We start from the raw sequence: 23,370 nt of genomic DNA, 5'->3' as shown, positions 1-23,370 counted from the left end.
CGCCTTCGGGACTCTGTATCTCGCAATCCGTTACTGACAGCTGTTGTGAGTTCCGCTCACTGACTACTGAATACAACGCGCATATTTCTCGGCCTCAAAAGGTCTAATCGGGTTGGAGAACTGGTCAGTATATACGAACCAAACTGTTCACTAATCTCTACCGCTACTTTACGCGATTTCAATAGCTCTTCATCGTCTCGAGGTGGGCCTCTCCCTCCTTCGTACGGTCTGTAATCGTCACTGACTGGCGAGCATCGTCGTATCTGATAAGACCAGCCTGGGCTATCTTCGGGAGATGGTTGTGCACGAGGGCAATTTTAATGGCCTTTTTCTCGTCATCCATCGGGTCAGTTTCGGGTCGCTGGATTTCCCACGCCACGAGCTCCGACATCAACTTCTTCACCGGAAGTGGCGTCTCAGCGGACTGCAAGTAGTGGAGTATAAACCGACGGTGTGGATGAGACAACACGTCGAATAGCTGATTTTGACGATTGTCCCCCACGTCAAATCCCGACAGATCCGTTCCAGTTTGCTGATTGTCCATAGCAGAGGGAGGAGATTGAGAGGGATAGTTGTTGTTTGCCAAATATATGATTGATTCGAGATAACGAAGTTTACGACCCTGTTATTGCGGTTGCCACACCGGACTATGTGGATTCACGCGCTGCTATCTGCTCACTATTGCGGATTCCACAACAGAGGAGGGGCCGAGATGGACGCTCACTCGTTGTCATCGTCTTCTATTCCATCATTTCCATCATTCCGGCTGTTGTCGTAGGGGTCGGTGTAGAAGAAGTGGTTAAACGGCTGTACTCGGCGTTGACGCAGGATTTCTGAACTCTCGATCGAGAGGCCGATCTCGTGGAGGGCGTCGGTGATTCGGACAGTATCGGATGTACCGGTTCCAACGGCTTCAACGTATAGATTCCGATGACCGGTTAACGTTTCCCGGACGTCCACGACCCCGCGAACATCGAGTATGAGTTCAACCATCTCCGACCGTTCGGTCGGCGGTGCCGAACAGACGAACATGATCTGAAGCGGGAGATTCGCGGACTCGTAGTCGATTTTTGGGTGGTACCCTTCGATGATTCCTTCGTCTTCGAGAGTTTCGATTCGATTCCGAACAGTGCTGGCGGACACATCGACCTTGTCGGCAATCGCTTGGGCAGTCTGATTCCGCGCATCGAGCTGGAGTTCGTGTAAAATACCTCGGTCTATGTTGTCCAGTTCGACCATACCCTATTCTTCGGGAGCCACCCTAATATGTTGACGTGAACCGGGTCGCTTCAGCGCGGAATCACCGTCACGATTTCATGGTTTTAACAGGGCTACCTATGCAACTCTCTGTACAGTAGTCTCAATGCCCTCTGCTTCCCTAATTCTCTACTGCCCACATTTCGAGCGGTCATCGCGTCTCCAAACTGCTCTCAAAACCAGAAAAATTCGCAGAACGGCTTACTAGAGACTCAGCCGCATAGCGAACTTACTGTTTCAACTCCTCTCTCCCTTCGACAATTGTGGGACATCATGCGCTCGTATCCCCGAAACTCACAGTCTGCTCAGCGTGGCTCAGATGGCGCTTGATGTGACGGATGATGTACACTCGCGCCTTGATGCTCCAAGCCCACCGGTGGAACTTGTCGAGAATACTCGCGTAGTTCTTCGCCGTGTCGTGCGCGTATCCTTCAAGCGTGTCGGGCTACTTCCCCATCCGGGAGAGCCACTTGATGAGGTCTTTTCAGTCGCTTGTACGCAATCAGCTGTCGCTCGTTGAGGTCGTCCCCCGTCGGGCCGGGAATAATAACGATACCTTCAACTTTTTCGGGCTTATACATGCGTACAGACCCCGCTGGTGGCGATCTCACGACGTTTGGGGCTGTTCAATCGAGCCTCGATGGTCTGAATGGTCGTCATTGGGTTTCGTGGTTTGAAGCCACGAAATCGCGCGACAGCGCCGGGTCGTACTCACACTATGTGGGTGGGATGGCAGAGTGGACTATTGCGCCTGCCTTGAAAGCAGGTGGCCTTCGGCCTCCTGGGTTCGAATCCCAGTCCCACCGCGTTCTGACGTGCACACACGGCGAGCCGTGCGTCCGCCCGCTCGAACACTCAGGAAAGACACAACGAAATTACAAATCTCCAGGCGCCGACGAAACCGTATGTCACACGTACCCGAACGTCCGCGCGAGTTCGTCTGCAAGAACTGTCACCTCATGTACGCCGGAACGGTCGTCAGGAGCGACGGCGGCGAGCACCACTACGACCCGCCGACCGAGTGCGCCGCCTGCGGGTCGGCGTCGTTCGTCGAACTGGACGCGTATCCGCACACGCAGTGACGGTGGGCTGAGAAGGGTAACGGTTTTGCGACCACCGCCCAACTGCCGGGTATGGACTGGCCACACGACCCCGACGGCGAACAGGGCAGCGAAGGACGTCGCAAGTACGGCCACGCCGTCATCGCCAAGAAGATCGACGAAGACGAGGATTTCCCGCTGAACCGCGACGAGTTCGTCGCCGAGTACGGCGACGACCCGATCCGTCTCGACTACGAACGCGTCGTCGCGCTTCGCGACGTCTTCGCGCACGTCGACCAGGAGGAGTTCTCGGACTTCGTCGACTTCCACAGGGCGGTCGGTCGCGCCATGCGCGACAACGGACTCTGGTTCTACGAGGGCGCAGAGAACTTCACCCGTAGTCGGTCGTGAGCTAGGGTTCGGACTCGCTCAGCGTCACCGCATCCGACACCTCGCGGTCGAACGTCTCCCGCTCCCAGTCGCGCGCGACGTCGCCGGTAACCTCCGCGCGCACTTTCTCCTCTAACAGGTTGACAGCGACGCTGTTGGCTCCCTCGGGGATGATGAGGTCGGCGTGCTTCTTCGTGGGCTCGATGAACTGCTCGTGCATCGGCTTGACCGTCGAGAGATACTGGTCGATGACGCCCTCCAGGTCCCGCCCGCGTTCGACCACATCGCGGTCGATACGGCGGAGAATACGGACGTCGGCGTCCGTCTCGACGTACAGACGCAGGTCCATCATCTCGTTTACCTCTTCGTCGTACAGCGAGAGAATCCCTTCGAGGATGATGACGTCCGTCGGGGCGACGGTCACGCGTTCGTCCTTCCGGTTGTGAGCCTCGAAGTCGTACTGCGGCATCTCGACGGGCTGGCCCTCGGTGAGCAAGCGCAACTGCTCGCGTAGCAGCTCCCACTCGAACGCCGAGGGGTGGTCGTAGTTAACCTCGGTCCGTTCTTCGAACTCGAGGTGGCTGAGGTCCTCGTAGTAGTTGTCGAGCGGGATTCGCGTCACCGACTCGCCGACGCTCTCGGTGATGAGTCGTGAGACGGTGGTTTTCCCCGCCCCCGTGCCGCCCGCGATGCCGATGACGAACGAGGGGATAGTCATTACTCGGTACGCGTGCGCCGAGCGGTTTGAACTTACTGTTTCCGCCGGTCGGCGCGAGGGCGCCCCTCGGAGGCTCGAATCTGCGAACAGAGAGATAGCACGTCCGCCGGATTAACTCTACTGGAGGTAGACTTTAGCCCGATTCGGGCAAACACTGTGGTATGAACACTGATGTCACGGTAAGTGATGCCATGGAGCGGGAGTTCGTCGGGGTGAGCGAGTCGGACTCGGTACGGGCGGCCGCGGAGTTGATGTTCGAAGAAGACGCCGACTGCATCGTCGTCCTCCGGGGCAACCAACCCGTCGGCGTCGTCTCCTCGCGAACGGCGCTCGGCGTCGTGTTAAACGAGGGCGCCGACACGCCCGTCTCGGCGGTGATGACCGACCCCGAGCCGACAGTCGAGTCGGAGATGGCGCTCGTCGTCGCCGAAGACCGGATGCGCTCGGAGGCGACGCCGTGGGCGCTCGTCGTCGACAACGGCGAACTCGTCGGTCTGCTCACTGAACGCGACGTGCTGATGGCGGCGACGCTGACCCAAGAGGAGATGCGAGCGGAGGGGCAGGACCGCCCGCCCGCGGACGGCCCCGAGTTCGGTGACACCGGCGGCCCGCCGAACGCCGAGACCAACGGGGGCATCGACGCGGAGGCGTACTCCTCGCAGAGTATCTGCGAAGTGTGTGGCTCGTTGGCGCGGACGCTCTCGAACGTCAACGGGCAACTCGTCTGCTCGGACTGCCGAGAAGTGTAAACGAGCGGTATAGCTCTTCGTCGTTGGCGTCGCAACCGCGCGACTGCGCCGTGACCCGCGGCGACACGTGTCAACGCAGAAGGCGTAGCTTTATAAACTACCCCTTCCCATGCGGTAACATGACACGTGGTATCCAACGACGAAACTTCATGAAAGCGGTCGGTGTAACCGGCGCGGTCGGTCTCGCCGGCTGTGTACAAGGTCCCGGTGACGACGGCGGAGACGGCGGCAACGGCGGCGGCAACGGAAGCAACGGCGGAGGCGGCGGCAACGGCGGCAGCGGCGGCAACGGCGGCGGTGGGGACGGTCCCGACTCGCTCATCGTCATCGGCTACCCCGAGAGCGGTATCCAACTGTTCCGCGACTATTACAGCGCCAGCGACGGGAGCGAATCGATTCTCGTGCCCGACGGGCTGCAGGACGGGTCGATGCCGGCGCAGGTCGGCAACGACATGGCGAACGTCACCGGCACCGCGCCGGCGGCGGGCGGTCCGAACCAGGACGCGTTCAACCAACTGTTTCAGGACGAGTACAACGCCGCTCCCAGCGTCTTCACCTCCCAGTCGTACGACTCGGTGGCGCTTCTCATCTTGGCGAACGCCGCCGCCGGCGAGAACAGCGGACCGGCGATTCGCGACCAACTCCGTCGCATCGCCAACCCCGGCGGCGAGGAGTTCGGCCCGCAGAACTTCGTCGAAGCGGTCGAGGCGGCCGCCAACGGCGACGACATCAACTTCCAGGGCGCGTCGAGCGCGACGAACTTCGACGAGAAGGGTGACCCGGCGTCGGCGGCGTACGCCATCTGGGAGTTCGCGGGGCAGAGCTCTCAGGAGACGTCCACGCTGGAGACGCAGTCGTTCGAGGGCGACAGCCCCGAGGGGGCCGGCGACTCGGCCGACAGCGCCCCCGGCGGACTCGGGCGCGAGGTGTCGGTCGGCATCCTGCTGCCGGAAACCGGCGACCTGGCGTCGGTCGGTCAGCCGATGATTCGAGCGGCGCAGATACCCGTGAAGCAGGTAAACGACGCGGGCATCGACCTCTCGGTCAACGCCCAGATCGAAGACACCCAGACCTCGCCGGACTCCGGCGTCGCGGCGGCGAACTCGCTCGTCAGCGCGGGCGTACCCGCGGTGTGTGGGTCGGCGTCCTCCGGCGTCAACGTCCCCGTCTCCCAGCAGGCGTTCATCCCGAACGAGGTCGTCGGCTGTTCGCCGTCGAGCACGGCGCTGTCGGTGTCGAACCTCGACGACAACGACTTCATCTTCCGGACCGCGCCCTCCGACTTCCTGCAGGGCCGCGTGATGGCGCAGGTCGCCTCTCAGCGTCTCGGCGCCAGTTCCGCGGCGACGCTGTACGTCAACAACGACTACGGCCAGCAGCTCTCCGAGCGCTTCGCTGAAGTGTTCGAGAGCGAGTTCGACGGGACGGTCACGAATCAGGTGTCGTTCAACATCGGCGAGTCGTCGTACTCCTCGGTCATCGATACGGCGCTCGGCAACTGAACTCGCCCGACTCCGATTTTATTCGTCCGACGACGCGCTCCCAGTGTCGACGATACGTCGCTGATACTTCTCGAGGGACTCGCGGAGCGCGTCGCCCGCGTCGATGTCGAGCGACTCGGCGACGGCCAGAAGCGAGAACAGCGCGTCGCCGAGTTCGTCCGTCTTCACGTCGAGGTTCTCCGGCGACGCGCCCCACTGCGAGGATTTCGTCGCGTCGGCGGCGAGTTCGCCGACTTCGGACGTGAGGTCGAGAAGCTGATACGCCGGGTCGGCGCGCATCTCGTACTGGTCGAGAAACGCTGCGACTTGCTGTTGCTCGGGCATCGAACGGTGGTTCTCTCGCATGGCGTCTACACGCTCGCGCGTCGGAAAAAGCCGTTTCGGAGTACCGCGAAGCAGAGGCAGAGACCGCGACGACCGACTACCCGCCGAGGAAATCCCGTCTGACCTCTTCGTCGTCCAACAGCGCCCGTCCGGTGTCCATGTAGCGGTTCTGCCCGTTAACGAGGACGTAGCCGCGGTCACAGCGTCTGAGCGCCTCCTTGGCGTTCTGTTCGACCATCAGGACGGCCGTCCCCGCCTCGTTGATCTCGTCTATCTTGTCGAACATCTCGTCGACGAGGTCCGGTGCGAGGCCGGCGCTCGGTTCGTCGAGGAGCAGCAGGTCAGGGTCGAGCATCAGCGCGCGGCCCATCGCCAGCATCTGCTGTTGCCCGCCGCTCATCGTTCCGGCCTTCTGCTCGCGCCGCTCTTCGAGGATAGGGAACCGGTCGTACACCGCGTCGAGCGAACGTTGGGGGACGTCGTCGAGGATGTACGCACCCATTTCGAGGTTCTCCTGGACAGTGAGCGCCCCGAACACGTTGTCGTTCTGCGGGACGTAGCCGAGACCGAGGCGGATGATGTCCTCGGGGTTCGCGTCGGTGATGTCGGTGTCGACGAAGGTGACGGTGCCGCCCATGTGGGTCGTCAGCCCGAAGACGGACTTCATCACCGTCGACTTGCCAGCGCCGTTGGGGCCGACGATGGTGACGTACTCGCCGTCTTCGACGTTCAGCTCGACGTCGGTGAGGATCTGTAAGTCGCCGTAGCCGGCATCGAGGTCGCGCACTCTCAGAAGCGTCATACGGTGCCTCCGAGGTAGGCCTCGACGACCTGTTCGTTCTGCTTTATCTCCAGCGGCGACCCTTCGGTGAGCACCTTCCCTTGGTGCATGACGATGACGTGTTCGCAGTTCTCCATGATGAGGTCCATATCGTGTTCGACCAACAGGAACGTGTAGCCCTGTTCGCGCAGTTCGTGGATGTGATCGAGCAGGCGGCGCTCCAGCGAGGGGTTGACGCCGGCGAACGGTTCGTCCAGGAGCAGCATCTCCGGGTCCGTCAGGAGCGCGCGCGCCATCTCCAGCAGTTTCCGCTGACCGCCCGAGAGGTTGCCCGCGTACTCCTCGGCGAGGTGGTCTATCTCGAAGAAGTCGAGCATCTCCCACGCCCTGTCGAGCAGCTCCTCCTCCTGTTCGACCACGCCGCTTCGCACCCCCGGCGTCACGGAACGCCACAGCGCTTCGCCGCGCTGCTGTTTCGGCGCGAGCATCATGTTCTCCAAGACGGTCATCTCGGAGAGTTCGCGCGCGATTTGGAACGTCCGCACCAGACCTCTGTCGGCGACGCGGTACGGGCGAAGTCCGGTAATCTCCTCGCCGTTGAAGACGACGCGTCCCCGGTCGGGCGCGTACATCCCGGTGATGAGGTTGAACGTCGTCGACTTGCCCGCGCCGTTGGGGCCGATGAGGCCGGTGAGCGTGCCGCGCTCGACCTCGAAGCTCGCGTCGTCGACGGCGACGATGCCGCCGAACGTCTTGCGGAGGTTCTCAACGCGGAGCGGATACTCGGCGGAGCCCGCCGACGCCGGGTCGTCAGCCGCCTCCCTCGGTTGCTGGTCGGTCGTCGACTCCGTCGTCTCCGTTGGCTCGCTCATATCGTCGGCCTCCGTCTCCGTCGGTACCGCCTCGTTCGGTCCGCTCGTTTCACTCATCGCGCTCACCTCCGTCGGCGGCGGTCGCCGGCGTCGACGGCCGCGTACTCGGCCGCGAGAGGTCGATACTCGCCGCGATCTCCTTGCGGTGACCGAGCAGCCCCTCGGGCCGGTTGTGCATCAGCCAGATGAGCACGAGGCCCATGATGACCAACTGGAGCTGTCGGATGCTGTCGAGGGTGTACCAGACGAACGGGAGCACGTCGAACGACTGGAAGATGGGTGCCACCGCCGGCCCGAAGCCGTTTGGCGCGTTCGTCTGCGGGAGCACGGCTTCCAGGACGTTCTTGAGGTAGAGCGGTCCCTGGTACAGGACGCCCGCGAAGATAGCACCGCCGAGGATGCTGCCCGTGTTCGACCCCGCACCGCCGATGATGAGCGCGATCCAGACGAAGAAGGTGACGCGGGGGCGGAAGAAGTTCGGCGTCACCGCGCCCTGGCCGGCCAGCCAGAGGATGCCGGCGAGACCCATGAGCGCACAGCCGAGCATGAACGACTTCACCTTGAACTGGTTGGTGTTCTTGCCGAGCGCGTTCGCCACGTCCTCGTCCTCGCGAATCGCCTTCAGGACGCGTCCGAACGGCGACTCGCCGGTCCGCTTCAGGAGCCAGTAGTAGCCCGCGACGAACAGTAGCAGCACCCCGCCGTAGACGAGGTTGTCGACGATGGGTTTCGGGTTGTTCAGACTTAACGGGCCGAACGAGCCGAACGCCGTCACGAAGCTGATGTACGCGTCCCAGAGGCCGAACGTCCGGAAGAAGGCCTCCAGCGGCGCGGTGTAGTCGAGGATGAGCCCCGACCCGCCGCCGAAGCCGACGCGGTTGCCGAACAGCTCGAACCGCTGAAACTCGCTGGAGAGAAACGAGAAGCGGACGATTTCGGACATCGCGATGGTGACGATGGCGAGGTAGTCCGCCCGCAGTCGTAACGCCGGCAACGCGACGATGAAGCCGAACACCGCCGCCGCGAGCATCCCGGCGAGAACGCCGACCCACAGCGGCAGTCCGAGACCGCCGACCTGTGCGGCCCCGCCGGAGGTGTAGACGGGTTTCGAGACGAGCGCCATCACGTAGACGCCGACGGCCATGAAGCCGACGACGCCGATGTTGAACAGACCGGTGTACCCCCAGTGGAGGTTCAGCGCCAGCGCCAACAGCGCGAAGACACCGATGTAGAACGTCAGCGCGGCGATCGAGTTCAACTGTCCGCGAAGTTGGTAGCCGAGGACGACGCCGCTGAGAATGTACGCGAGGTAGATGCCCCCGAGGACGAGTAGAATCAGTCCCGCGTCGCCGTCGCGGAGTCTCCCTAGCACGTCGCCGACGCGACTCCTCGTCGCGCTCTCGTTTTCGCCGTCAGCGCTCATGCCGTCGTCCTCCCGGCGAAGATGCCCTGCGGACGCACCAGCAGGAGTAAAATCATCACGGCGAACGCCGCCGCGCGGGCGAACGCCGACGGAATCCAGATGACGGCCATCGACGCGGTGAGACCGATGACGATGCCGCCGGCGATAGCGCCGTACACCGACCCGATACCGCCGAGGATGACCGCCGCGAAGATCAACAGGAGGAGCAGCCACCCGTCGTCGAAGGCGAGCGTCCCTTTCCAGAGGACGAAGATGTACCCCGCGACACCGGTGAGCGCGCCGCCGATGATCCACGTCCATCGGACGACGTGCTCGGTCGGGATACCCGTGATGCGGGCGAGGTCACCGTTGTCCGACATCGCGCGCATCGCCTTGCCGAGTTTACTGCGCTGCAGCAGCAGGTGGACGCCGACCATCAGGCCGACGGCGACGACGAGAAGCGTCATGTCGTGGTAGTTGATGCGAAGCCACCCGTCGACGACGTAAAACGAGTACGCCGGCGGTTGCGAGGTCGTTCCTCTGACGTCGGAGCCGAAGACGAACTGCATGAGGTAGCGAAGCGCGAAGGCGACGCCGATACTGGCGATGAGCAGCGTGATGCCGTCCTCGCCGCGAAGCGGTTTGAACACGGTTCGGTCGACGAACAACGAGAGCAGTACCGCGCCGACGCCGGCGACGACGACGCCGAGGACGACCGCCAGCGGCGTCGTCGAGATGCCGACGCCGAGCGCGCCGCCGAACACCGACCCGCCCGCGCCGACGAGCAACAGCGACCCGATGTCGGCCCGGCCGAGACCGGCGATTAGATACGTCGTCGCCCACCCCGAGAACGCGCCGGCGGAGATGTAGTCGCCGTGCGAGAAGTTCGCGAAGTTCAGGATGCTGTACGTCATCGACAGGCCGACGCCCGCGAGACCGATGACGAGTCCGCGCATCAGTCCGTCCCACATCAGCCCGCTGAGTTGGTAGATTCGCAACTCTCCGCTCGCCAACTGCGCGACGAGCACCCACAGGAGATACAGCACGAGAACGACTCCCGCCGCAGCGCCGACTGTGTGCGTCAGCGGTCGTCTATCGACGAACTGACGGCTCCGAGAGTAGGTTTCAGCGATACCCATTGTTAACTATCACCATGATGTGTGCGGACGTGAAATACTTATAAGTGTTTCTTCATTCCGACGCAGAAAGGCACTCACGGATGCCGATTGCGGAAAACTCTATGATGGTCGCCGTTGAAAATATGTTATCGAGACGAACGGAGACGATTCCGCGCGCCGAGACGGAGACGAACCCACGTGAGCGTCCAGATAGAGCACCCGGAGATGGCCGAGGCAGCCCGTATCGCGGAGCTGTGGGTGGCGCTTGCGGCCGGACAACGCGAGTTCGGGTCGCACCTCTGCGCCGACGCGAACCGCGAGAAGATTTACGACGCGATTACGCGCCACATCGTCATCGGCGGCTTACTCGTCGCCCGCGACCCCGAGATCGTCGGCTTCGTGATGTTCGAACCGGAAGCCGACGGTTACGAGCAGGACGTCTCTCGCGGCACGATTCAGAACGTCTACGTCGAGCCGGCGTACCGAAACGAGGGCGTCGGGAGTGCGCTGTTGGACGCCGCCGAGAGCGCTCTCGCCGACGCCGGTGCGTGCGTGGTCCGCCTCGACGCGATGGCTGACAACGAGGCCGCTCGCCGACTGTACGAGCGCCGCGGCTACCGTCTCCATCGCGTCGAGTTGGAGAAGCGTGTCGAAAACGATAATAACGACCCGACGGACCGGTAACTGACGGCGCGCCAGGAGAGCATGGGCGGTTCATGCACTCGACTTGTAATCGAGACTTCGTGGGTTCAAATCCCACTCCTGGCTTGGCAGTTCAGGTCCGAAACCTGATTTAACTCTACTGTATCAAAGGTCGCGTACACCCTCACGGACACCTGGAGGCGTGCTTCGAGGCACTCAACCGCACGCGCTTCGCAGAGACATCGTGACGCTCGACGACTTCTAGGGCACCGACAACAGCAGTTCAGAACCATCCGTGTTTCGGGCTCTTTGCACAAGAACTGGATAACTTACAACCGCTAAGGTATCAAATTTTACATTATATAGATTCGAAAAGATAAGCTTCCTCGAATATTTAGTGGAAGACGGTGCCTCTCTATACGATCAATCAATGAGCATAGCTCCCAACATGAACACAAAACTGGAGACTGTCACACCAAGCCAGGCAGTTGTTGAGAGGATTGCCGCTCTCGAAGAAGCCGATCAGGCGGAACTTGACCCGCTCTATGAGACCATTGATCCAGAGGCTCTGGACACGCTTGTCGAAACAACTGAACGTAGCAACCCTTCCCTCCAGATCGACTTTCCCAACAACGGCTACGAGGTGACCGTCAGTAGCGGTGGCATAGTCTCCGTCGACGGGAACGCAGATTCGAAGAGATAACGTTCTGATGTCGTGTTCCAACCGGGAATGTACAGACTGTTCATTTCAGAGAACGATGATTGGTGAGTTTGAGAAGGTGTTCGACGCGACCGAGGCCCACAGGGAGGAGCAGTTCGCCGTGCCCACCGAGTGTTTTGTCAACGTCCATCAGGTGATTAGATGACAAGTGAGCAGAGAAGTACCAAGCCGGTCGACATTCTCCTCGTCGAGGATAATCCTGGCGACGTCCGTCTCACGAAAGAGGCGTTCAAAGACGGGATGATCAAAAATACACTCCACGTCGTCAACGACGGCGTCGACGCCCTCGATTTCCTCTTTCAACGAAACGACTACGCCGACGCACCTCGGCCCGACCTCGTGCTGTTAGATCTCAACCTCCCTCGAAAGAACGGAGACGAGGTGCTCGAAGAGCTCCACGGGGACTCTGACCGGCGGCACATCCCGATTATCGTCCTCACGAGTTCGGAAGCCGAAATCGACATCGTCCAGTCCTACGAGCTATGTGCGAACGGGTACCTTACGAAGCCGGTCGATCCCACCGAGTTTATCGACATGATACTGGAATTAGAGCGGTTTTGGCTCTCGATCATGCGGTTGCCGACTGAGACAGATCTTGATTGAGAAGTACGTTGTATTCAGTACGACTGCTCGTACCGACCACTCCTTGAAGGTATCAACGTAGCCAACTCAACCCTCTCCGACGTCTCATCCTTCGATTCAGCCCCCTGCCCCTCAACGCATACACAGCGACCCAAAAACCTATGTCGACGTGACGTTATGGTCACTGGTAACCAACAGTCATCTCAAGAAGAGTGGTGACCGCGGCTCAAATCTCGTTGCTCGAACGCGGGAATCCGGCTGACCGACAACGCTATATCGAAATCCGAAGAACTGACAGCGATGGCCCCGACGAGTGAAGAAAACGGCTCGAAGCGAGACACCGGCGCAGGGATGGCACTCGGACTGACGCTCGGTGTCGCCCTCGGCGTTTCGATGGACCAACTGGCTATCGGCATCGCGCTCGGTGTCGTGTTCGGCGTCGCGTTCGATGCGAACCAGTCGCGGAGAGAGTCGGAGTAGACGACTTCGCTCGTGAAATAAGTCCTCTACCACCGAGACGCGACGTCAGTAGAGTCTGTCGTCAGTACCCTTTCGCGTAGTTCAGATATCTTCTGTAACCCAAGTGGAGGACGCAGAGGATGATTGCGGAGAACAGTGTCATCGAGAGATACACCGCAGATGTGCTCCACTCGGTGTAGACGACGTAAAGATACGAAAGCCCGGCAGCCCCACTGATGAGCAGATACACCCGTTCACTCGGAAGTCGCGACCGCCAGAACACCGCGAGTCCGATATTCCCGATTGAAACGAGGAAAACCACGACAATCCCCACTGTACTCGATTCGGACAACGAACTCTGTAACACTTTCTCCCCCGAATTTACTGCTCGCCGTAAGTCATCGGCTCGGCCCAACTCGGAATCGCGTCAAAAAGACGCCGACACCGATGAGCGTGAACACGCTTCCGGCGACGATACCAGCCACCGTGCGTGCGCCGCCGTCTCCGAGAGCTCCGAGCACCGACAACCCGGCGATTCCCAGCAAGACGAACAGCACTCCCGACTGTTTTCGATTCAGGACCCCCGGAGAATCGTTCGTCGATTACGCCACGGGTGAAAGTAGCCGTCACTGAAACATAGAACTGGCGGCCAACTCACAGGATTCAACGGCAGCTGACCGGGCTACGAACATGTACTCACGACACCCGCCCGAGGGCCTCGAACCAGTCGAAACACTGACTCGTGCCCCCGATTCGCTCAAAAGGGTTATGAGTGGGTAGCGAGTTAGACTAGATGCAATGGCGAAAGGTACGGTCGACTTTTTCAACGACACCGGCGGTTACGGATTCATCGAGAGCGAGGATGCGGACGAAGACGTGTTCTTCCACATGGAAGACGTCGGCGGTCCGGACCTCGAAGAGGGACAGGAAGTGGAGTTCGACATCGAGCAGGCCCCGAAGGGCCCGCGCGCGACGAACGTCACCCGACTGTAATCTCGACGCAGCAGCAGTACCGATTCTCGACTACCGATTTCATTTTTAGCGGTGACTCCAGCGTGCCTCGCTTCGAGCGCCATCGGTCACTGTCGAGGGAAACCCGACACTTAACCGCGCGCGGCCGTTCTCCCTTAGCTATGACTCCCGACGAACTCCGTCAGCGGTGGGCCAAGCGCTCCGGCGAGTTCTCCCCGGACTACTACGCGCACTACGGTCCCGACGAGAACAGCGAGGCGATTCGTCGGTACGTCGACCGCACCTCCGACTCGGAGGTGGACCTATCGGTTCTAGAACTGGGCTGTAGTTCGGGTCGGCATCTCGCTCACCTGCACAACCACGGATACCGAAACCTCCACGGCATCGACGTCAACGAGGAGGCGACGACGGTGATGCGCCAGGCGTATCCCGACCTCGCCGCCGCGGGGACGTTCTACATCGACGCCATCGAGAACGTCGTCTCGGAGTTCGACGACGACGCGTTCGACGTCGTCTACTCCGTAGAGACGCTCCAGCACATCCACCCCGACAACGAGTGGGTGTTCGACGAACTGGCGCGCATCACCGCCGACCACCTCCTCACCGTCGAGATCGAGGGCGATGTCGACGTCAACTCCGACGAGAGCCAAGAGACGAACTCGGAGAGACGAGAGGCGGACGCGGAGACGCCCGAGGTGAACTACGTCGACGACGCGGTTCCGCTGTACTACCGTCGCTGGAGTCGAATCTTCTCCGCTCGCGGATTCACCGAAACGGCGTCAAAGCGACTCGGCAACGACACGCTTCGGCTGTTCCGGCGGTCGGACGACGCCCGATAGCAGAGAGGGCGTAGAACACGTCGAGGGCAGAAGCTCTGAACCGAGGCGTTTCCGAGAAGGTGTGTCAGATGTCGCGGTGCCCCGCGACGTTGTGGTGTGCAGTAGAGTACTGCGCAATGATAGATGAACGAGGAGGGGTTATATATCTACGTCAGACGGACGCACGACGATTGCGAACGAACGTCACGCTCCGCTCTCGACGAGGGGACGACCCCGTCACTCGTCCGTGTCGGCGTTAGATACAAATACTGTGAGCGAAGAGCCACCAGCGTGTCCGTCGAGGATCCGATTGCTGACGCGCTCGTGGGCGAGTCCGCCTACGAGCGACTGCAAGCGGAGCGACACAGCCTCTTTCGGCAGTCACTCGCTCGGAAACTCACGTGGCAGAGCTATCTGCTGTTCTCGCTTGCGGCGCTGTATCCGGCGCTCGCGGTTCTGCCGGAGCCGGTTCGACGAGCGTATCTGCCCGAGAGCATCGGTTTCGCGACGCCAAAAGTCGCGTTCGTGGGCCTGGTCGGCGTCTCGCTCGTCGCGCTGACGGGCCTCGGTCACGCCGCGGTCGGCGTCTGGCGACTTCGACTCGGGCGGACGATGAACGAGACGCAGGCGCGCGAGGTGCTCAACGCCGAGGCCGTCTGCTCGTTGCTCGGCTTTTTCACCGGCGGCTTTGCGACGGCGATGGTCCACGCTTTCGTGTTGCTCGGGTTCGGCGGCGTCAACGCCGTCAAGGGATACGTCGCTGTCGGCGGAGGGAATCCCTTCGCCCAAGCTGGTCTGGGCGTCTCCGTCGTCGACGTCTCGGTCCTCGCACTGGTGTTCGCCGTCTGCCTGTTGGTGCTGGCGGCCGTGCTTTCTGTGGAAGCGTCGGTTCGCGGGTTCGACCGAGAGCCGTGAACGTTCATCGGCCGGCGAACGTTTATGTCGAAACGGTGTCCACTCTCGGTACGATGGACAGTGCAGACCGGTTCTTCCTCGGCGTCGTATCGCTTCTGTTAGCCCTGATTCTTCTCGGCGTTCTGCTGGCGTTGCTCTGAGTCCGGTAAATTTTATATATGGCTACTCTCGAAACGTATCGATATGCCTGAATGTGCGAACTGCGGGGCGTTCGTCACCCGAGCGTACGTCCGCGTCTTTACGCCCGACGAAGTGGAGAACCCGCGGGTCTGTCCGCGCTGTGACGACCTGGTGAGAGACGGCGCGACCGTCAGAAAAGCGCGCGCTCCGAGAAACCGATAGTACGGTTAGACCAGCGAGTAGCGGTCCGAGCCGGCGTCGCGGCCGACCAACCCCTCCCCCTGAAGCGTCCGAAGAATACTGTAGAGAGTGAGTTTCGTCATTGCGAGACTCTCCTGTAGTTCCGAAACGGAGGCGTCTCCGTGCGTCGAGAGGTACAGATACACGAGTTTTGCGCGCGGCGAACGGAGTGTATCGGGAACGGTCGTCTGTTGACTCGTCTGCGAAATCATCTTGTCCGACTCCATGAGTTCGACAATAATAAAATCTCTCTACGACAGTCGTCGAAACAGCCGCGAACTCAGAAAACCGGCGTTTCGGCGCGTCTCGAAGGATTACTGTAAGGTTGAACACCCTTTCGACCCACCCGTAGGCGATGCCTTCAGCCGGTATGCTTTCGACTGTCGTCGTGAATTGTCGGGATTTTCACAATTGTTCGTCGTCGATCCGGCGTCGGAAAAACGGACTACTTCGGTTCAGTAGCTGCGGATCTTCGGCTCGTACGTCTTGTCCTCGCCTTCGAGGATGACCGGCTTGTACCACAGTTCCGGCGACCCGTCGTTCCACGACAGCATCGTGTGCTTCAGCCACGTTTCGTCGTCGCGCTCCTGGTGTTCCTTGCGCCAGTGTGCGCCGCGGAACTCCTCGCGCGCGAGCGCGCCGAGCGTGATCGCCTCCGCGAGGTCGAGGATGTTGCGCGTCTCGATGGTCTGGATGAGGTCGGTGTTGTACGTCCGCGAGGGGTCGTTGACGTACACGTCGGTGTAGCGCTCGCGAGCCTCTCTGAGGTCACGCAGCGCCTGTTTCAGCCCTTCCTTCTCGCGGAAGACGTTGACGTGTCGCGTCATCGACTTCTGGACCTCCGAACGGATCTCGGCGTGCTGAACGCCCTCGTTCTTGGTCATGAGACGCTCGATGCGTCGGTTCTCGGCTTCGACGGCGCGGGTGACGATCTCGTCGCCCGTGGTCGCTACCGCTCCGCCATCGCTTCGCTCCGCTCGTGACGAGGCTCGCTTCGCGTCGCTCGGCTCACCGGCGTCGGGCGCTTTCCCGCCGTCGGCGACGGCGTCCTCGTTCGAGGAGCGCACTTCGCCGGGCGCGACGGGAGTGTCGACTTCGCCCGCTTCCCACTCGCCGCGCTTGCCGGTCGTAATCTTCGCCGTGCCGAGGTCCTTGCCCGCGGCGTGCGCGCCCGCGCGTCGGCCGAAGACGATGAGCTCCGGCAGCGCGTTGCCGCCGAGGCGGTTCGACCCGTGAACGGAGGCGCAGGCGCACTCGCCGGCCGCGTAGAGGCCGGTGATGCACGTCTCACCGTTCTCGTCGGTCTCGACGCCGCCCATCGCGTAGTGCTGGCCGGGTTTGACCGGCATCGGCTCTTCGAGCGGGTCGACGCCTTCGAAGTCCTCCGAGAGGTGGACGATGTTCTCGAGACGGTCGATGATGCGCCCCTCGCCGAGGTGACGCATGTCGAGGTGGACGTACTCGTCCTCGATACCGCGGCCGGCGTTGATTTCGGTCAACTCGGCGCGCGACACCACGTCGCGGGAGGCGAGCTCGCCGGCGTTGTTCGCGTAGCCGTACTCGAACATCAGGCGCTCGCCGTTCTCGTTGTAGAGGATGCCGCCCTCGCCGCGGACCCCCTCGGTGATGAGGACGCCCGTCGACGGCAGCGTCGTCGGGTGGAACTGGATGAACTCCATGTCCTCCATCGGGACGCCCGCGCGGTACGCCATCGCCACCCCGTCGCCGGTGTTGGCGACGGCGTTGGTCGTGTGGTCGTACACCTGACCGGGGCCGCCCGTCGCGAGGATGACACCGTTGCGGGCGCGGAAGCCCGACACCTCGCCCGACTGGATGTCGTAGGCGACGATACCGTGGCAGCTGCGGTCTTCGGGCACCTCCTCGTCGGAGACGGCGAGATTGAGCACGTACCACTCGTCGTACACCTTGATGCCGCGCTTGACGAGCTGCTCGTACATCGTGTGGAGCAACTGGTGGCCCGTCTCCGCGCCCGCGTACGTCGTCCGCGGGAACGAGAGGCCGCCGAACGGTCGCTGACTGACGCGGCCGTCGTCGTCGCGGGAGAACGCCATCCCCCAGTGTTCGAGTTGGATCGTCTCCTTCGGGCTGTCCTTACAGAGCGTTTCGATGGCCGGCGCGTCGCCGAGGTAGTCCGACCCCTTCATCGTGTCGTACGCGTGGTCTTCCCACGAGTCGCCCTCGCGGAGCGCGGCGTTGATGCCGCCCTCTGCCGCGCCGGTGTGACTGCGTACGGGGTGGAGTTTCGAGACGATGGCCACGTCCGCCCCCTCTTCCTGCGCCGCGATAGCGGCGCGCAGGCCGGCGCCGCCCGCGCCGACTACGATTACGTCGTGTTCGTACATATCTGATTTTTGAGCGTTGTTAAGACTGGGTGAACTCGAGGTTCACTACCAGAACTTCAGGTTGTTCTTGACGGCCTCTCGCTTGAGTTCCTGGATGTGCGCCGTCAGCGGGATGTCTTTCGGGCACACGTCGGTACAGGAGAACTGTGTCTGACAGCGCCAGACGCCGTGTTCCTGTTCGAGGATGCGCATGCGATGCTCCTTCATGTCCGAGCCCTCGCGTTCGTCCATCGCAAAGCGGTACGCTTTGTTGATGGCCGCGGGGCCGAGAAACTTGTTGTCGCCGGCCGCGATGTTGCACGAAGACATGCACGCGCCACACCAGATGCAGCGCGTCGACATCTTCACTTTCTCGCGGTTCTCGCGGCTTTGACGCTGCTCGTCGAGTTCGCCGTCGGGCAGGTCGTTCGTCTGGAAGTACGGCTCGACCGCCTTCATCTGGTCGTAGAAGTGCTCCATGTCGACGACTAGATCCTTGACGACCTCCTGGTGCGGCAGCGGTTCGACGCGGACCGGCTCTTCGAGGTCCGAGAGCTGCGTCTTACAGCAGAGCCGCTGGCTCCCGTTGACGAACATCGCGTCGGAGCCACAGATGGCCTGTCGGCAGGAGTGTCGGAACGTCAGCGAGGAGTCGAAGTGGTCCCGCGCGTAGATGAGCGCGTCGAGGACGGTCATCCCCTTGTGGTAGGGGACGTGGAACTCGTCGAACCGCGGTTCCTGCTTCCCCTCGACTTCGGGGTCGTAGCGGAACACCTTCAGGTGGTAGCGACTCTCGTCGCTCGCGGTCTCCTCTTCGGTCCGCTCGCGTTCGCGTTCGGCGACGCGCTCGCGGCGGTCGGTCTTCCGCTGTTGGCGCTGCTGCTGTGCGACGGGGACCGACTCCGCCTGGGTCTCCGCCTCCGATTCGTCGGCTTCCTGTGTTTCGGGTACTTGCGTGCTCATGTTAGAGTGGGATGCCTCCGGCCCACGCGAGGGCGGTCCGGACGCCTTGAATGATGAGAACTGCGCTGGCGACGACGAGCGTCCACTTCACGACGCTCAGTCTCGTGCCAGTCAGCCCTTGGTTGACGAGTGCGTTGTAGACGCCGTTGACGCCGTGGAACGTCGCGGTGACGAGAAACAGGATCATCAACGAGAAGTACGTCAGCGTCTCCATCCGCGCCTGACTCGCGGCGAACGTCACTTCGGCGGCGTGGTTGACGAAGTGGAGCAGGAAGAAGTGGAACGCGAGCACGACGACGAGAAACGCCGCCGTGATGCGCTGCCACAGCCACCGCCGGCCGCCGCGCTCGAACGAGGAGTAACGCTCCGCCATCTCAGAACGCCCCCGCGACGAACGTCGGGATACTGGCGACGACGATCGCGCCCGTCAGTACCAGCGACGCGTAGAAACTCTTGTCCTGTGCTTCCAGTCCGACGCCGAGGTCGACGAACAGTAGCCGAAGCCCGTTGAGGATGTGGAACACCGCCACCGCGAGCAGCCCGACTTCGAGAATGCGCACGACGGCGAGTGCTTCCAGCCCCTGGATGGTGTTGGTGTACGCCTGTGGAGTCGTCAGCGCCGTCGAGAGGACGGCGATATGGGTGAACAGGTAGCCCACCAACACCCACCCGGTGAACTTGTGGAAAATCCAGGCCCACATGCCAGCCGAGAACTCCCGCCAACGGCCGAAGTCCTCCACGAGGCCTCGATTGTACGATTGACTCATACTCCCATGTGTCTCGGAACCGGGGTGCTATAGAAGTTACGTGTATCCGCGCGCCCAACCGGGTGCGCTCGCCTGCTTTGCCGCTTTCTATTCCGAACTGAAGTATTTCTTCAACAATGGCGAGAGCCCCTGCCCGGCGCGTTAGGTCTCGGCCTCCGCCGCGGGCGACTGCTCGCGTTCGAGCACCCGCCGCGTCGACGTGCTCAGTTCGACGAGGTGGCAGATGGGGTTGCCCGGATAGACGACCGGGTTCTCCAAGATGCCGACGAGCAACCCGGTAAACGGCGCTTCGACGGCGACGTTGTCGTCGAGAAACGGGTTCGTGATGGTGCAGACGCGGTCGCCCTCGTGGACGAGCGCGCCCCGCGAGTAGTGCATGTCGACGATGCCGCCGACGTCGGCGCGGATCCAGGTCTTCTCGCGGTCGCCCGTGATGACCGTCCGCCAGCCGGGCCAGCGGACGGTGTCCGTCGCGCTGAGACCGACCTCGGCGAAGACGCTCTCAACGCCCGCTAACGCCTCGTCGATGAGGCCGCGCTGGAACCGGTGGGCCTCGCCCATCTCCAGCGTGATCGTCGGGACACCCGCGCGCGTCGCCTCCCCGCGCAGCGACCCGTCCGGCCCCTCGCTGTCGAGGATGACGTTCGACCCGAACGCGCGAGCGAGGCGGTTCACCTCCTCGTCGGCGAGGTTGCCGCGGGCGTGGAGCATGTTCGTCCGGCCTCGGGTCGAGGTGTGGAAATCGAGGCCGAAGTCACACGGCGCGATGAAGTTGTGGAAGATGTGGTACGCCATCCGCTTCGCGCTCGTGGAGCTCTCCGACCCCGGGAACGAGCGGTTCAGGTCGCGGTCGAGAATCGGTAGGTACCGCTGCTGGGCGAGAAAGCCCGGCACGTTCAGTACCGGCATGCAGACGAGCGTCCCGCAGAGCTCTGAGTGGTCCCATCCGTGGGCGACGGTTCGCACGACCTCGATGCCGTTCAGTTCGTCGCCGTGCGCCGCCGCCGAGAGAAACACCGTGGGTCCGTCGCGCTCGCCGTTGACGATGGTGACCGGAATGCGTACCGGGTCGCCGAGATACGTCTCGCTCACGCTGTATCGGAGGTTCTGCGTTTCGCCCGGATCGACCTTTCCTCCGTTGTACGTGAAGGCCGAATCGTCGCTCATACTGTCTCTGTGGCAGGAGCCTATATAAGAGACACTACCGAACCGTCGGCCGTTCGCTCGGGCGAAGTTCGACCGCGCCTCGGCGAGCCGCTCGTCCCGAAGCGACGTAGCCCGACTCTCGCCGTCGCACACAGTGTTTTGGACCGGCATACCTTTGAAACTGCATTCGGTATATTCGTTCATATGGCTCTTTCAGATGACGAGGCTGTTCGCGTCGGTGTTCTCTCGCTTCACACCAGCAAGGAGACGAAAGCGATTCTGAACGCAGTCGAGGACCTCGGTCACGAACCGGTGTGGCTCCGTCGCGAGAACACCGCGATGAGCATCGAGGACAGCGAGGTGTCGATCGAACCGGGCGTCGACATCATCGCGAACCGCTTGCTACTCTCGAACACCGAGGAACCCGCAGAGGGACTCGGGCTGGCGGCGACGTTCAACCGCGTCCGGCCGATGCTGAACGAACCCGGGGCGGTGCTGACCGCCATCCACAAGTTCGCGACGGCGGCGACGCTGGCCGACTGGAACATCCAGGTGCCGAACGCGCTGCTCGCGCTCTCGAACGACCGGCTGAACCAGGACCGACAGAAGTTCGGCGACGTCGGCGTTTACAAGACCGCCATCGGCACCCACGGCGGCGGCACGTGGAAAGTCGACCTCACCGAGCCGGTCAACCCGAAGGTCGGCAACCGACAGGCGTTCCTGCAGGAGCTCATCGAACGCGACAGCGACCGACACCGCGACCTGCGCGTCTACGTCGTCGGCGAGCAGATCGTCGGCGCGATGCACCGCTACGCGCCGGAGGGCGACTGGCGAACGAACGTCGCCCTCGGCGGTGACGTGCAGAACGCGACCGAGACGATGCCGAAGGAGGCCGCCGAAACCGCGTTGTACGCCGCGGAGGTGATCGGCCTCGACTACGCGGGCGTCGACCTCGTCGAAGGCAACGACGGCTGGTACGTCCTCGAGGTGAACCCGACGGCCGGGTTCAAAGGGCTGTACAAGGCGACCGGCAAGAGCCCCGCGCCGTACATCGCACAGCTGGCTATCGAGCGCGTCGGCGGCGACGTCGACGACGAACGCGTCGAGGAACTGTCGGCGACGCTCGACGACTCGCGGCCGTCGTCGATGCCGCGCATCGAACCGCCGGAGAACGAGGAAGTGCCGATGATCGGCTACATCGAAGATGTAGTCGTCAGCGGGACCAGCGGGTCGTCGCAGACGCTCGCAAAGTCCGACACGGGTGCGACGCGGACGAGTATCGACACCTCGCTGGCCGCCGAAATCGGCGCGGGCCCCATCAAGAGTATGACGCGCGTCAAATCCGGGAGCATGAAGCGCGGGAAGGCCCGCCCGGTCGTCGACCTCGTCATCGGTATCGGCGGTACGCAGCACACGGTGACCGCGAGCGTCGAGGACCGCAGCCACATGGACTATCCACTTCTGTTGGGCCGCGATATCCTCGAACACTACCGCGTCGACGTTCGCCGCCGCGCCGACGTCGAGGCCAAAGACGACCTCGAACGCGAAGAGGAGTATCTGGAGTAACCGACTCGGCCGTCGGCGTCGCGGCGCGTTTCCCCGCGGGTTCCTCGTTTCCTCTTTTCACTGTTTCCGGTTCTCTCGGTTCTGGGGGAGTCTCCGCCTCTCGCTTCGTCTCTTCGTTTCACCGTCTCCCCATTTCGTCGCTCCCGGCTGACCGCGAGCGGGCATCGACGCGAGAACCGCGTCACTGCGCCGAGACGCGACCCGGGGCTCCGACCGAGACGCATTTCCCTTCGCACTCCCTGAATCACATCGTTCACAGTATGACAGACGAGGCCGAGTCCGTGCTCCGACGAGACCCAGTGATGGCGGAGCTCGTCGACAGGCACGACCCCTACTCCGAACCGAGCTGGACCGAGTACGAACGTCTCTGCATCTCCATCATCAACCAGCAGCTCTCGACGGCGAGCGCCGCCGCCGTCAGGAGTCGAGTGTTCGACCTGCTGGACGACGAAATCACGCCGGAAGCGGTACTCAGCGCGGACGAGGAGGCGCTCCGCGATGCCGGACTCTCCCGAATGAAGACCGAGTATCTGCGGAACGCCGCCCGTGCGTTCCAGCAGAACGACTTCACGAGAGAGGCGCTCGCGGGATACACCGACGCGCAGGTCGTCGACCTACTCACCGAAATCAAAGGTGTCGGGGAGTGGACCGCGCAGATGTTCCTCCTGTTCGTCCTCGACCGAGACGACGTCTTGCCGCTCGGGGACCTCGCGGTCCGGCGGGGCATCGAACTGCTGTACGCCGACGGTGAGGAGATGACTCGCGAGGAGATGCGCGAAATCGCGGAGCAGTGGCGGCCGTTCCGCTCGGTCGCGACGAAGTACATCTGGGCCGAGTACGAGTCCGATTCGTGAGGACGCGCGCGTCGACCGACTCGCCGAACCGAGGGTTCTCTGTACGAGAGGCACGTTCGGCGCTCCAAAATCCCTCACGAACCATATAAATAAACTAAATTCGAGTTGTC

29 protein-coding genes and 2 tRNA genes are annotated in these 23,370 nt (G+C 62.3%); 16 read left to right on the top strand and 15 right to left on the bottom strand.

The features are described 5' to 3' along the window. Positions 1-178: 178 nt before the first annotated feature. Positions 179-544: a helix-turn-helix domain-containing protein gene (locus LAQ73_RS12870; RefSeq protein ID WP_224268678.1), complete on the bottom strand. Its 366-nt coding sequence runs from the start codon at positions 542-544 to the stop codon at positions 179-181. A gap of 176 nt (positions 545-720) precedes the next feature. Continuing rightward, positions 721-1,239 (bottom strand): Lrp/AsnC family transcriptional regulator, encoded by a 519-nt coding sequence (locus LAQ73_RS12865; protein WP_224268677.1) that lies wholly within the window; start codon positions 1,237-1,239, stop codon positions 721-723. A gap of 741 nt (positions 1,240-1,980) precedes the next feature. On the opposite strand from LAQ73_RS12865, the gene LAQ73_RS12860 reads away from it, so the two are divergent. From LAQ73_RS12860 to LAQ73_RS12850, 3 genes are all read left to right on the top strand, one after another. Continuing rightward, positions 1,981-2,063 (top strand) — tRNA-Ser (locus LAQ73_RS12860). Positions 2,064-2,162: 99 nt separating this feature from the next. Next, positions 2,163-2,339, top strand: coding sequence for a hypothetical protein (locus LAQ73_RS12855; RefSeq protein ID WP_224268676.1), 177 nt, complete (start codon positions 2,163-2,165; stop codon positions 2,337-2,339). A gap of 51 nt (positions 2,340-2,390) precedes the next feature. Continuing rightward, positions 2,391-2,708, top strand: coding sequence for a DUF5785 family protein (locus tag LAQ73_RS12850; protein ID WP_224268675.1), 318 nt, complete (start codon positions 2,391-2,393; stop codon positions 2,706-2,708). A 1-nt stretch (position 2,709) separates the two neighbouring features. On the opposite strand, the gene udk is transcribed toward LAQ73_RS12850, so the two are convergent. Continuing rightward, positions 2,710-3,405: a uridine kinase gene (gene udk, locus LAQ73_RS12845; protein ID WP_224268674.1), complete on the bottom strand. Its 696-nt coding sequence runs from the start codon at positions 3,403-3,405 to the stop codon at positions 2,710-2,712. Positions 3,406-3,566: 161 nt separating this feature from the next. Between udk and LAQ73_RS12840 the strand changes: the two genes are divergently transcribed. Next, the gene (locus tag LAQ73_RS12840) at positions 3,567-4,154 is read left to right on the top strand and encodes a CBS domain-containing protein (RefSeq protein WP_224268673.1); all 588 of its coding nucleotides are present in this window, start codon (positions 3,567-3,569) and stop codon (positions 4,152-4,154) included. A gap of 119 nt (positions 4,155-4,273) precedes the next feature. Further along, positions 4,274-5,656 (top strand): ABC transporter substrate-binding protein, encoded by a 1,383-nt coding sequence (locus LAQ73_RS12835; RefSeq protein WP_224268672.1) that lies wholly within the window; start codon positions 4,274-4,276, stop codon positions 5,654-5,656. 18 nt (positions 5,657-5,674) lie between these two features. On the opposite strand, the gene LAQ73_RS12830 is transcribed toward LAQ73_RS12835, so the two are convergent. The 5 genes from LAQ73_RS12830 to LAQ73_RS12810 all read right to left on the bottom strand — a co-directional run bounded on the left by LAQ73_RS12830 (position 5,675) and on the right by LAQ73_RS12810 (position 9,991). Continuing rightward, the gene (locus LAQ73_RS12830; RefSeq protein WP_224270762.1) at positions 5,675-5,980 is read right to left on the bottom strand and encodes a MazG nucleotide pyrophosphohydrolase domain-containing protein; all 306 of its coding nucleotides are present in this window, start codon (positions 5,978-5,980) and stop codon (positions 5,675-5,677) included. A gap of 97 nt (positions 5,981-6,077) precedes the next feature. Next, positions 6,078-6,782, bottom strand: coding sequence for an ABC transporter ATP-binding protein (locus tag LAQ73_RS12825; protein ID WP_224268671.1), 705 nt, complete (start codon positions 6,780-6,782; stop codon positions 6,078-6,080). Further along, positions 6,779-7,633 carry an ABC transporter ATP-binding protein gene (locus LAQ73_RS12820; protein ID WP_425601131.1) on the bottom strand — a complete coding sequence of 285 codons (855 nt, stop codon included), beginning with the start codon at positions 7,631-7,633 and terminating at the stop codon, positions 6,779-6,781. The genes LAQ73_RS12825 and LAQ73_RS12820 overlap by 4 nt, the downstream gene beginning before the upstream one ends. 49 nt (positions 7,634-7,682) lie before the next feature. Then, the gene (locus tag LAQ73_RS12815) at positions 7,683-9,056 is read right to left on the bottom strand and encodes a branched-chain amino acid ABC transporter permease (RefSeq protein WP_224268669.1); all 1,374 of its coding nucleotides are present in this window, start codon (positions 9,054-9,056) and stop codon (positions 7,683-7,685) included. After that, positions 9,053-9,991 carry a branched-chain amino acid ABC transporter permease gene (locus LAQ73_RS12810; RefSeq protein WP_224270761.1) on the bottom strand — a complete coding sequence of 313 codons (939 nt, stop codon included), beginning with the start codon at positions 9,989-9,991 and terminating at the stop codon, positions 9,053-9,055. Before LAQ73_RS12810 ends, LAQ73_RS12815 begins: the two co-directional genes overlap by 4 nt. Before the next feature lie 387 nt (positions 9,992-10,378). Here LAQ73_RS12810 and LAQ73_RS12805 point away from each other — a divergent pair, with 387 nt between their 5' ends. From LAQ73_RS12805 to LAQ73_RS12785, 5 genes are all read left to right on the top strand, one after another. After that, positions 10,379-10,837, top strand: a complete 459-nt coding sequence (locus LAQ73_RS12805) for a GNAT family N-acetyltransferase (RefSeq protein WP_224270760.1) — start codon at positions 10,379-10,381, stop codon at positions 10,835-10,837. Between the two features lie 10 nt (positions 10,838-10,847). Next, positions 10,848-10,921, top strand: a tRNA-Thr gene (locus LAQ73_RS12800). 271 nt (positions 10,922-11,192) lie between these two features. Beyond that, positions 11,193-11,498 carry a HalOD1 output domain-containing protein gene (locus LAQ73_RS12795; protein WP_224268668.1) on the top strand — a complete coding sequence of 102 codons (306 nt, stop codon included), beginning with the start codon at positions 11,193-11,195 and terminating at the stop codon, positions 11,496-11,498. Between the two features lie 159 nt (positions 11,499-11,657). Continuing rightward, positions 11,658-12,119: a response regulator gene (locus LAQ73_RS12790; protein ID WP_224268667.1), complete on the top strand. Its 462-nt coding sequence runs from the start codon at positions 11,658-11,660 to the stop codon at positions 12,117-12,119. 279 nt (positions 12,120-12,398) lie between these two features. Further along, positions 12,399-12,578 carry a glycine zipper domain-containing protein gene (locus LAQ73_RS12785; protein ID WP_224268666.1) on the top strand — a complete coding sequence of 60 codons (180 nt, stop codon included), beginning with the start codon at positions 12,399-12,401 and terminating at the stop codon, positions 12,576-12,578. Between the two features lie 61 nt (positions 12,579-12,639). On the opposite strand, the gene LAQ73_RS12780 is transcribed toward LAQ73_RS12785, so the two are convergent. Further along, complete coding sequence (locus LAQ73_RS12780) at positions 12,640-12,891, bottom strand: hypothetical protein (protein ID WP_224268665.1); 252 nt, start codon at positions 12,889-12,891, stop codon at positions 12,640-12,642. Positions 12,892-13,355: 464 nt separating this feature from the next. Here LAQ73_RS12780 and LAQ73_RS12775 point away from each other — a divergent pair, with 464 nt between their 5' ends. The 4 genes from LAQ73_RS12775 to LAQ73_RS12760 all read left to right on the top strand — a co-directional run bounded on the left by LAQ73_RS12775 (position 13,356) and on the right by LAQ73_RS12760 (position 15,604). Continuing rightward, on the top strand, positions 13,356-13,550 hold the full coding sequence (locus LAQ73_RS12775) for a cold-shock protein (protein WP_224268664.1): 195 nt from the start codon (positions 13,356-13,358) through the stop codon (positions 13,548-13,550). A 140-nt stretch (positions 13,551-13,690) separates the two neighbouring features. Next, a complete protein-coding gene (locus LAQ73_RS12770; protein WP_224268663.1) occupies positions 13,691-14,368 on the top strand; it encodes a class I SAM-dependent methyltransferase in 678 nt (225 codons plus the stop codon). 270 nt (positions 14,369-14,638) lie between these two features. Further along, entirely contained in the window at positions 14,639-15,262 is a 624-nt protein-coding gene (locus LAQ73_RS12765) for a hypothetical protein (protein WP_224268662.1), read from the top strand. A gap of 183 nt (positions 15,263-15,445) precedes the next feature. Beyond that, positions 15,446-15,604, top strand: coding sequence for a DUF7563 family protein (locus LAQ73_RS12760; RefSeq protein ID WP_224268661.1), 159 nt, complete (start codon positions 15,446-15,448; stop codon positions 15,602-15,604). Between the two features lie 5 nt (positions 15,605-15,609). On the opposite strand, the gene LAQ73_RS12755 is transcribed toward LAQ73_RS12760, so the two are convergent. The 6 genes from LAQ73_RS12755 to LAQ73_RS12730 all read right to left on the bottom strand — a co-directional run bounded on the left by LAQ73_RS12755 (position 15,610) and on the right by LAQ73_RS12730 (position 20,861). Further along, positions 15,610-15,834: a TrmB family transcriptional regulator gene (locus tag LAQ73_RS12755; protein WP_224268660.1), complete on the bottom strand. Its 225-nt coding sequence runs from the start codon at positions 15,832-15,834 to the stop codon at positions 15,610-15,612. Positions 15,835-16,077: 243 nt separating this feature from the next. Beyond that, a complete protein-coding gene (locus LAQ73_RS12750; RefSeq protein ID WP_224268659.1) occupies positions 16,078-17,985 on the bottom strand; it encodes an FAD-binding protein in 1,908 nt (635 codons plus the stop codon). Positions 17,986-18,030: 45 nt separating this feature from the next. Continuing rightward, complete coding sequence (locus LAQ73_RS12745) at positions 18,031-18,927, bottom strand: succinate dehydrogenase/fumarate reductase iron-sulfur subunit (protein WP_224268658.1); 897 nt, start codon at positions 18,925-18,927, stop codon at positions 18,031-18,033. A 1-nt stretch (position 18,928) separates the two neighbouring features. Next, a complete protein-coding gene (locus tag LAQ73_RS12740; RefSeq protein WP_224268657.1) occupies positions 18,929-19,300 on the bottom strand; it encodes a succinate dehydrogenase/fumarate reductase transmembrane subunit in 372 nt (123 codons plus the stop codon). 1 nt (position 19,301) lies between these two features. Further along, positions 19,302-19,694: a succinate dehydrogenase, cytochrome b556 subunit gene (gene sdhC, locus LAQ73_RS12735; RefSeq protein WP_224268656.1), complete on the bottom strand. Its 393-nt coding sequence runs from the start codon at positions 19,692-19,694 to the stop codon at positions 19,302-19,304. Positions 19,695-19,835: 141 nt separating this feature from the next. Then, complete coding sequence (locus tag LAQ73_RS12730) at positions 19,836-20,861, bottom strand: succinylglutamate desuccinylase/aspartoacylase family protein (protein ID WP_224268655.1); 1,026 nt, start codon at positions 20,859-20,861, stop codon at positions 19,836-19,838. 183 nt (positions 20,862-21,044) lie between these two features. Between LAQ73_RS12730 and LAQ73_RS12725 the strand changes: the two genes are divergently transcribed. Next, a complete protein-coding gene (locus LAQ73_RS12725; RefSeq protein WP_224268654.1) occupies positions 21,045-22,406 on the top strand; it encodes a putative ATP-dependent zinc protease in 1,362 nt (453 codons plus the stop codon). 260 nt (positions 22,407-22,666) lie between these two features. Next, positions 22,667-23,260, top strand: coding sequence for a DNA-3-methyladenine glycosylase family protein (locus LAQ73_RS12720; protein WP_224268653.1), 594 nt, complete (start codon positions 22,667-22,669; stop codon positions 23,258-23,260). Positions 23,261-23,370: the final 110 nt, after the last annotated feature.

Origin of the sequence: Haloprofundus salinisoli, assembly GCF_020097815.1 — an archaeon.
Lineage (GTDB): Archaea > Halobacteriota > Halobacteria > Halobacteriales > Haloferacaceae > Haloprofundus > Haloprofundus salinisoli.
The sequence above is the reverse complement of the archived record's forward strand: the minus strand, read 5'-3'. Positions and strand labels throughout refer to the sequence as shown.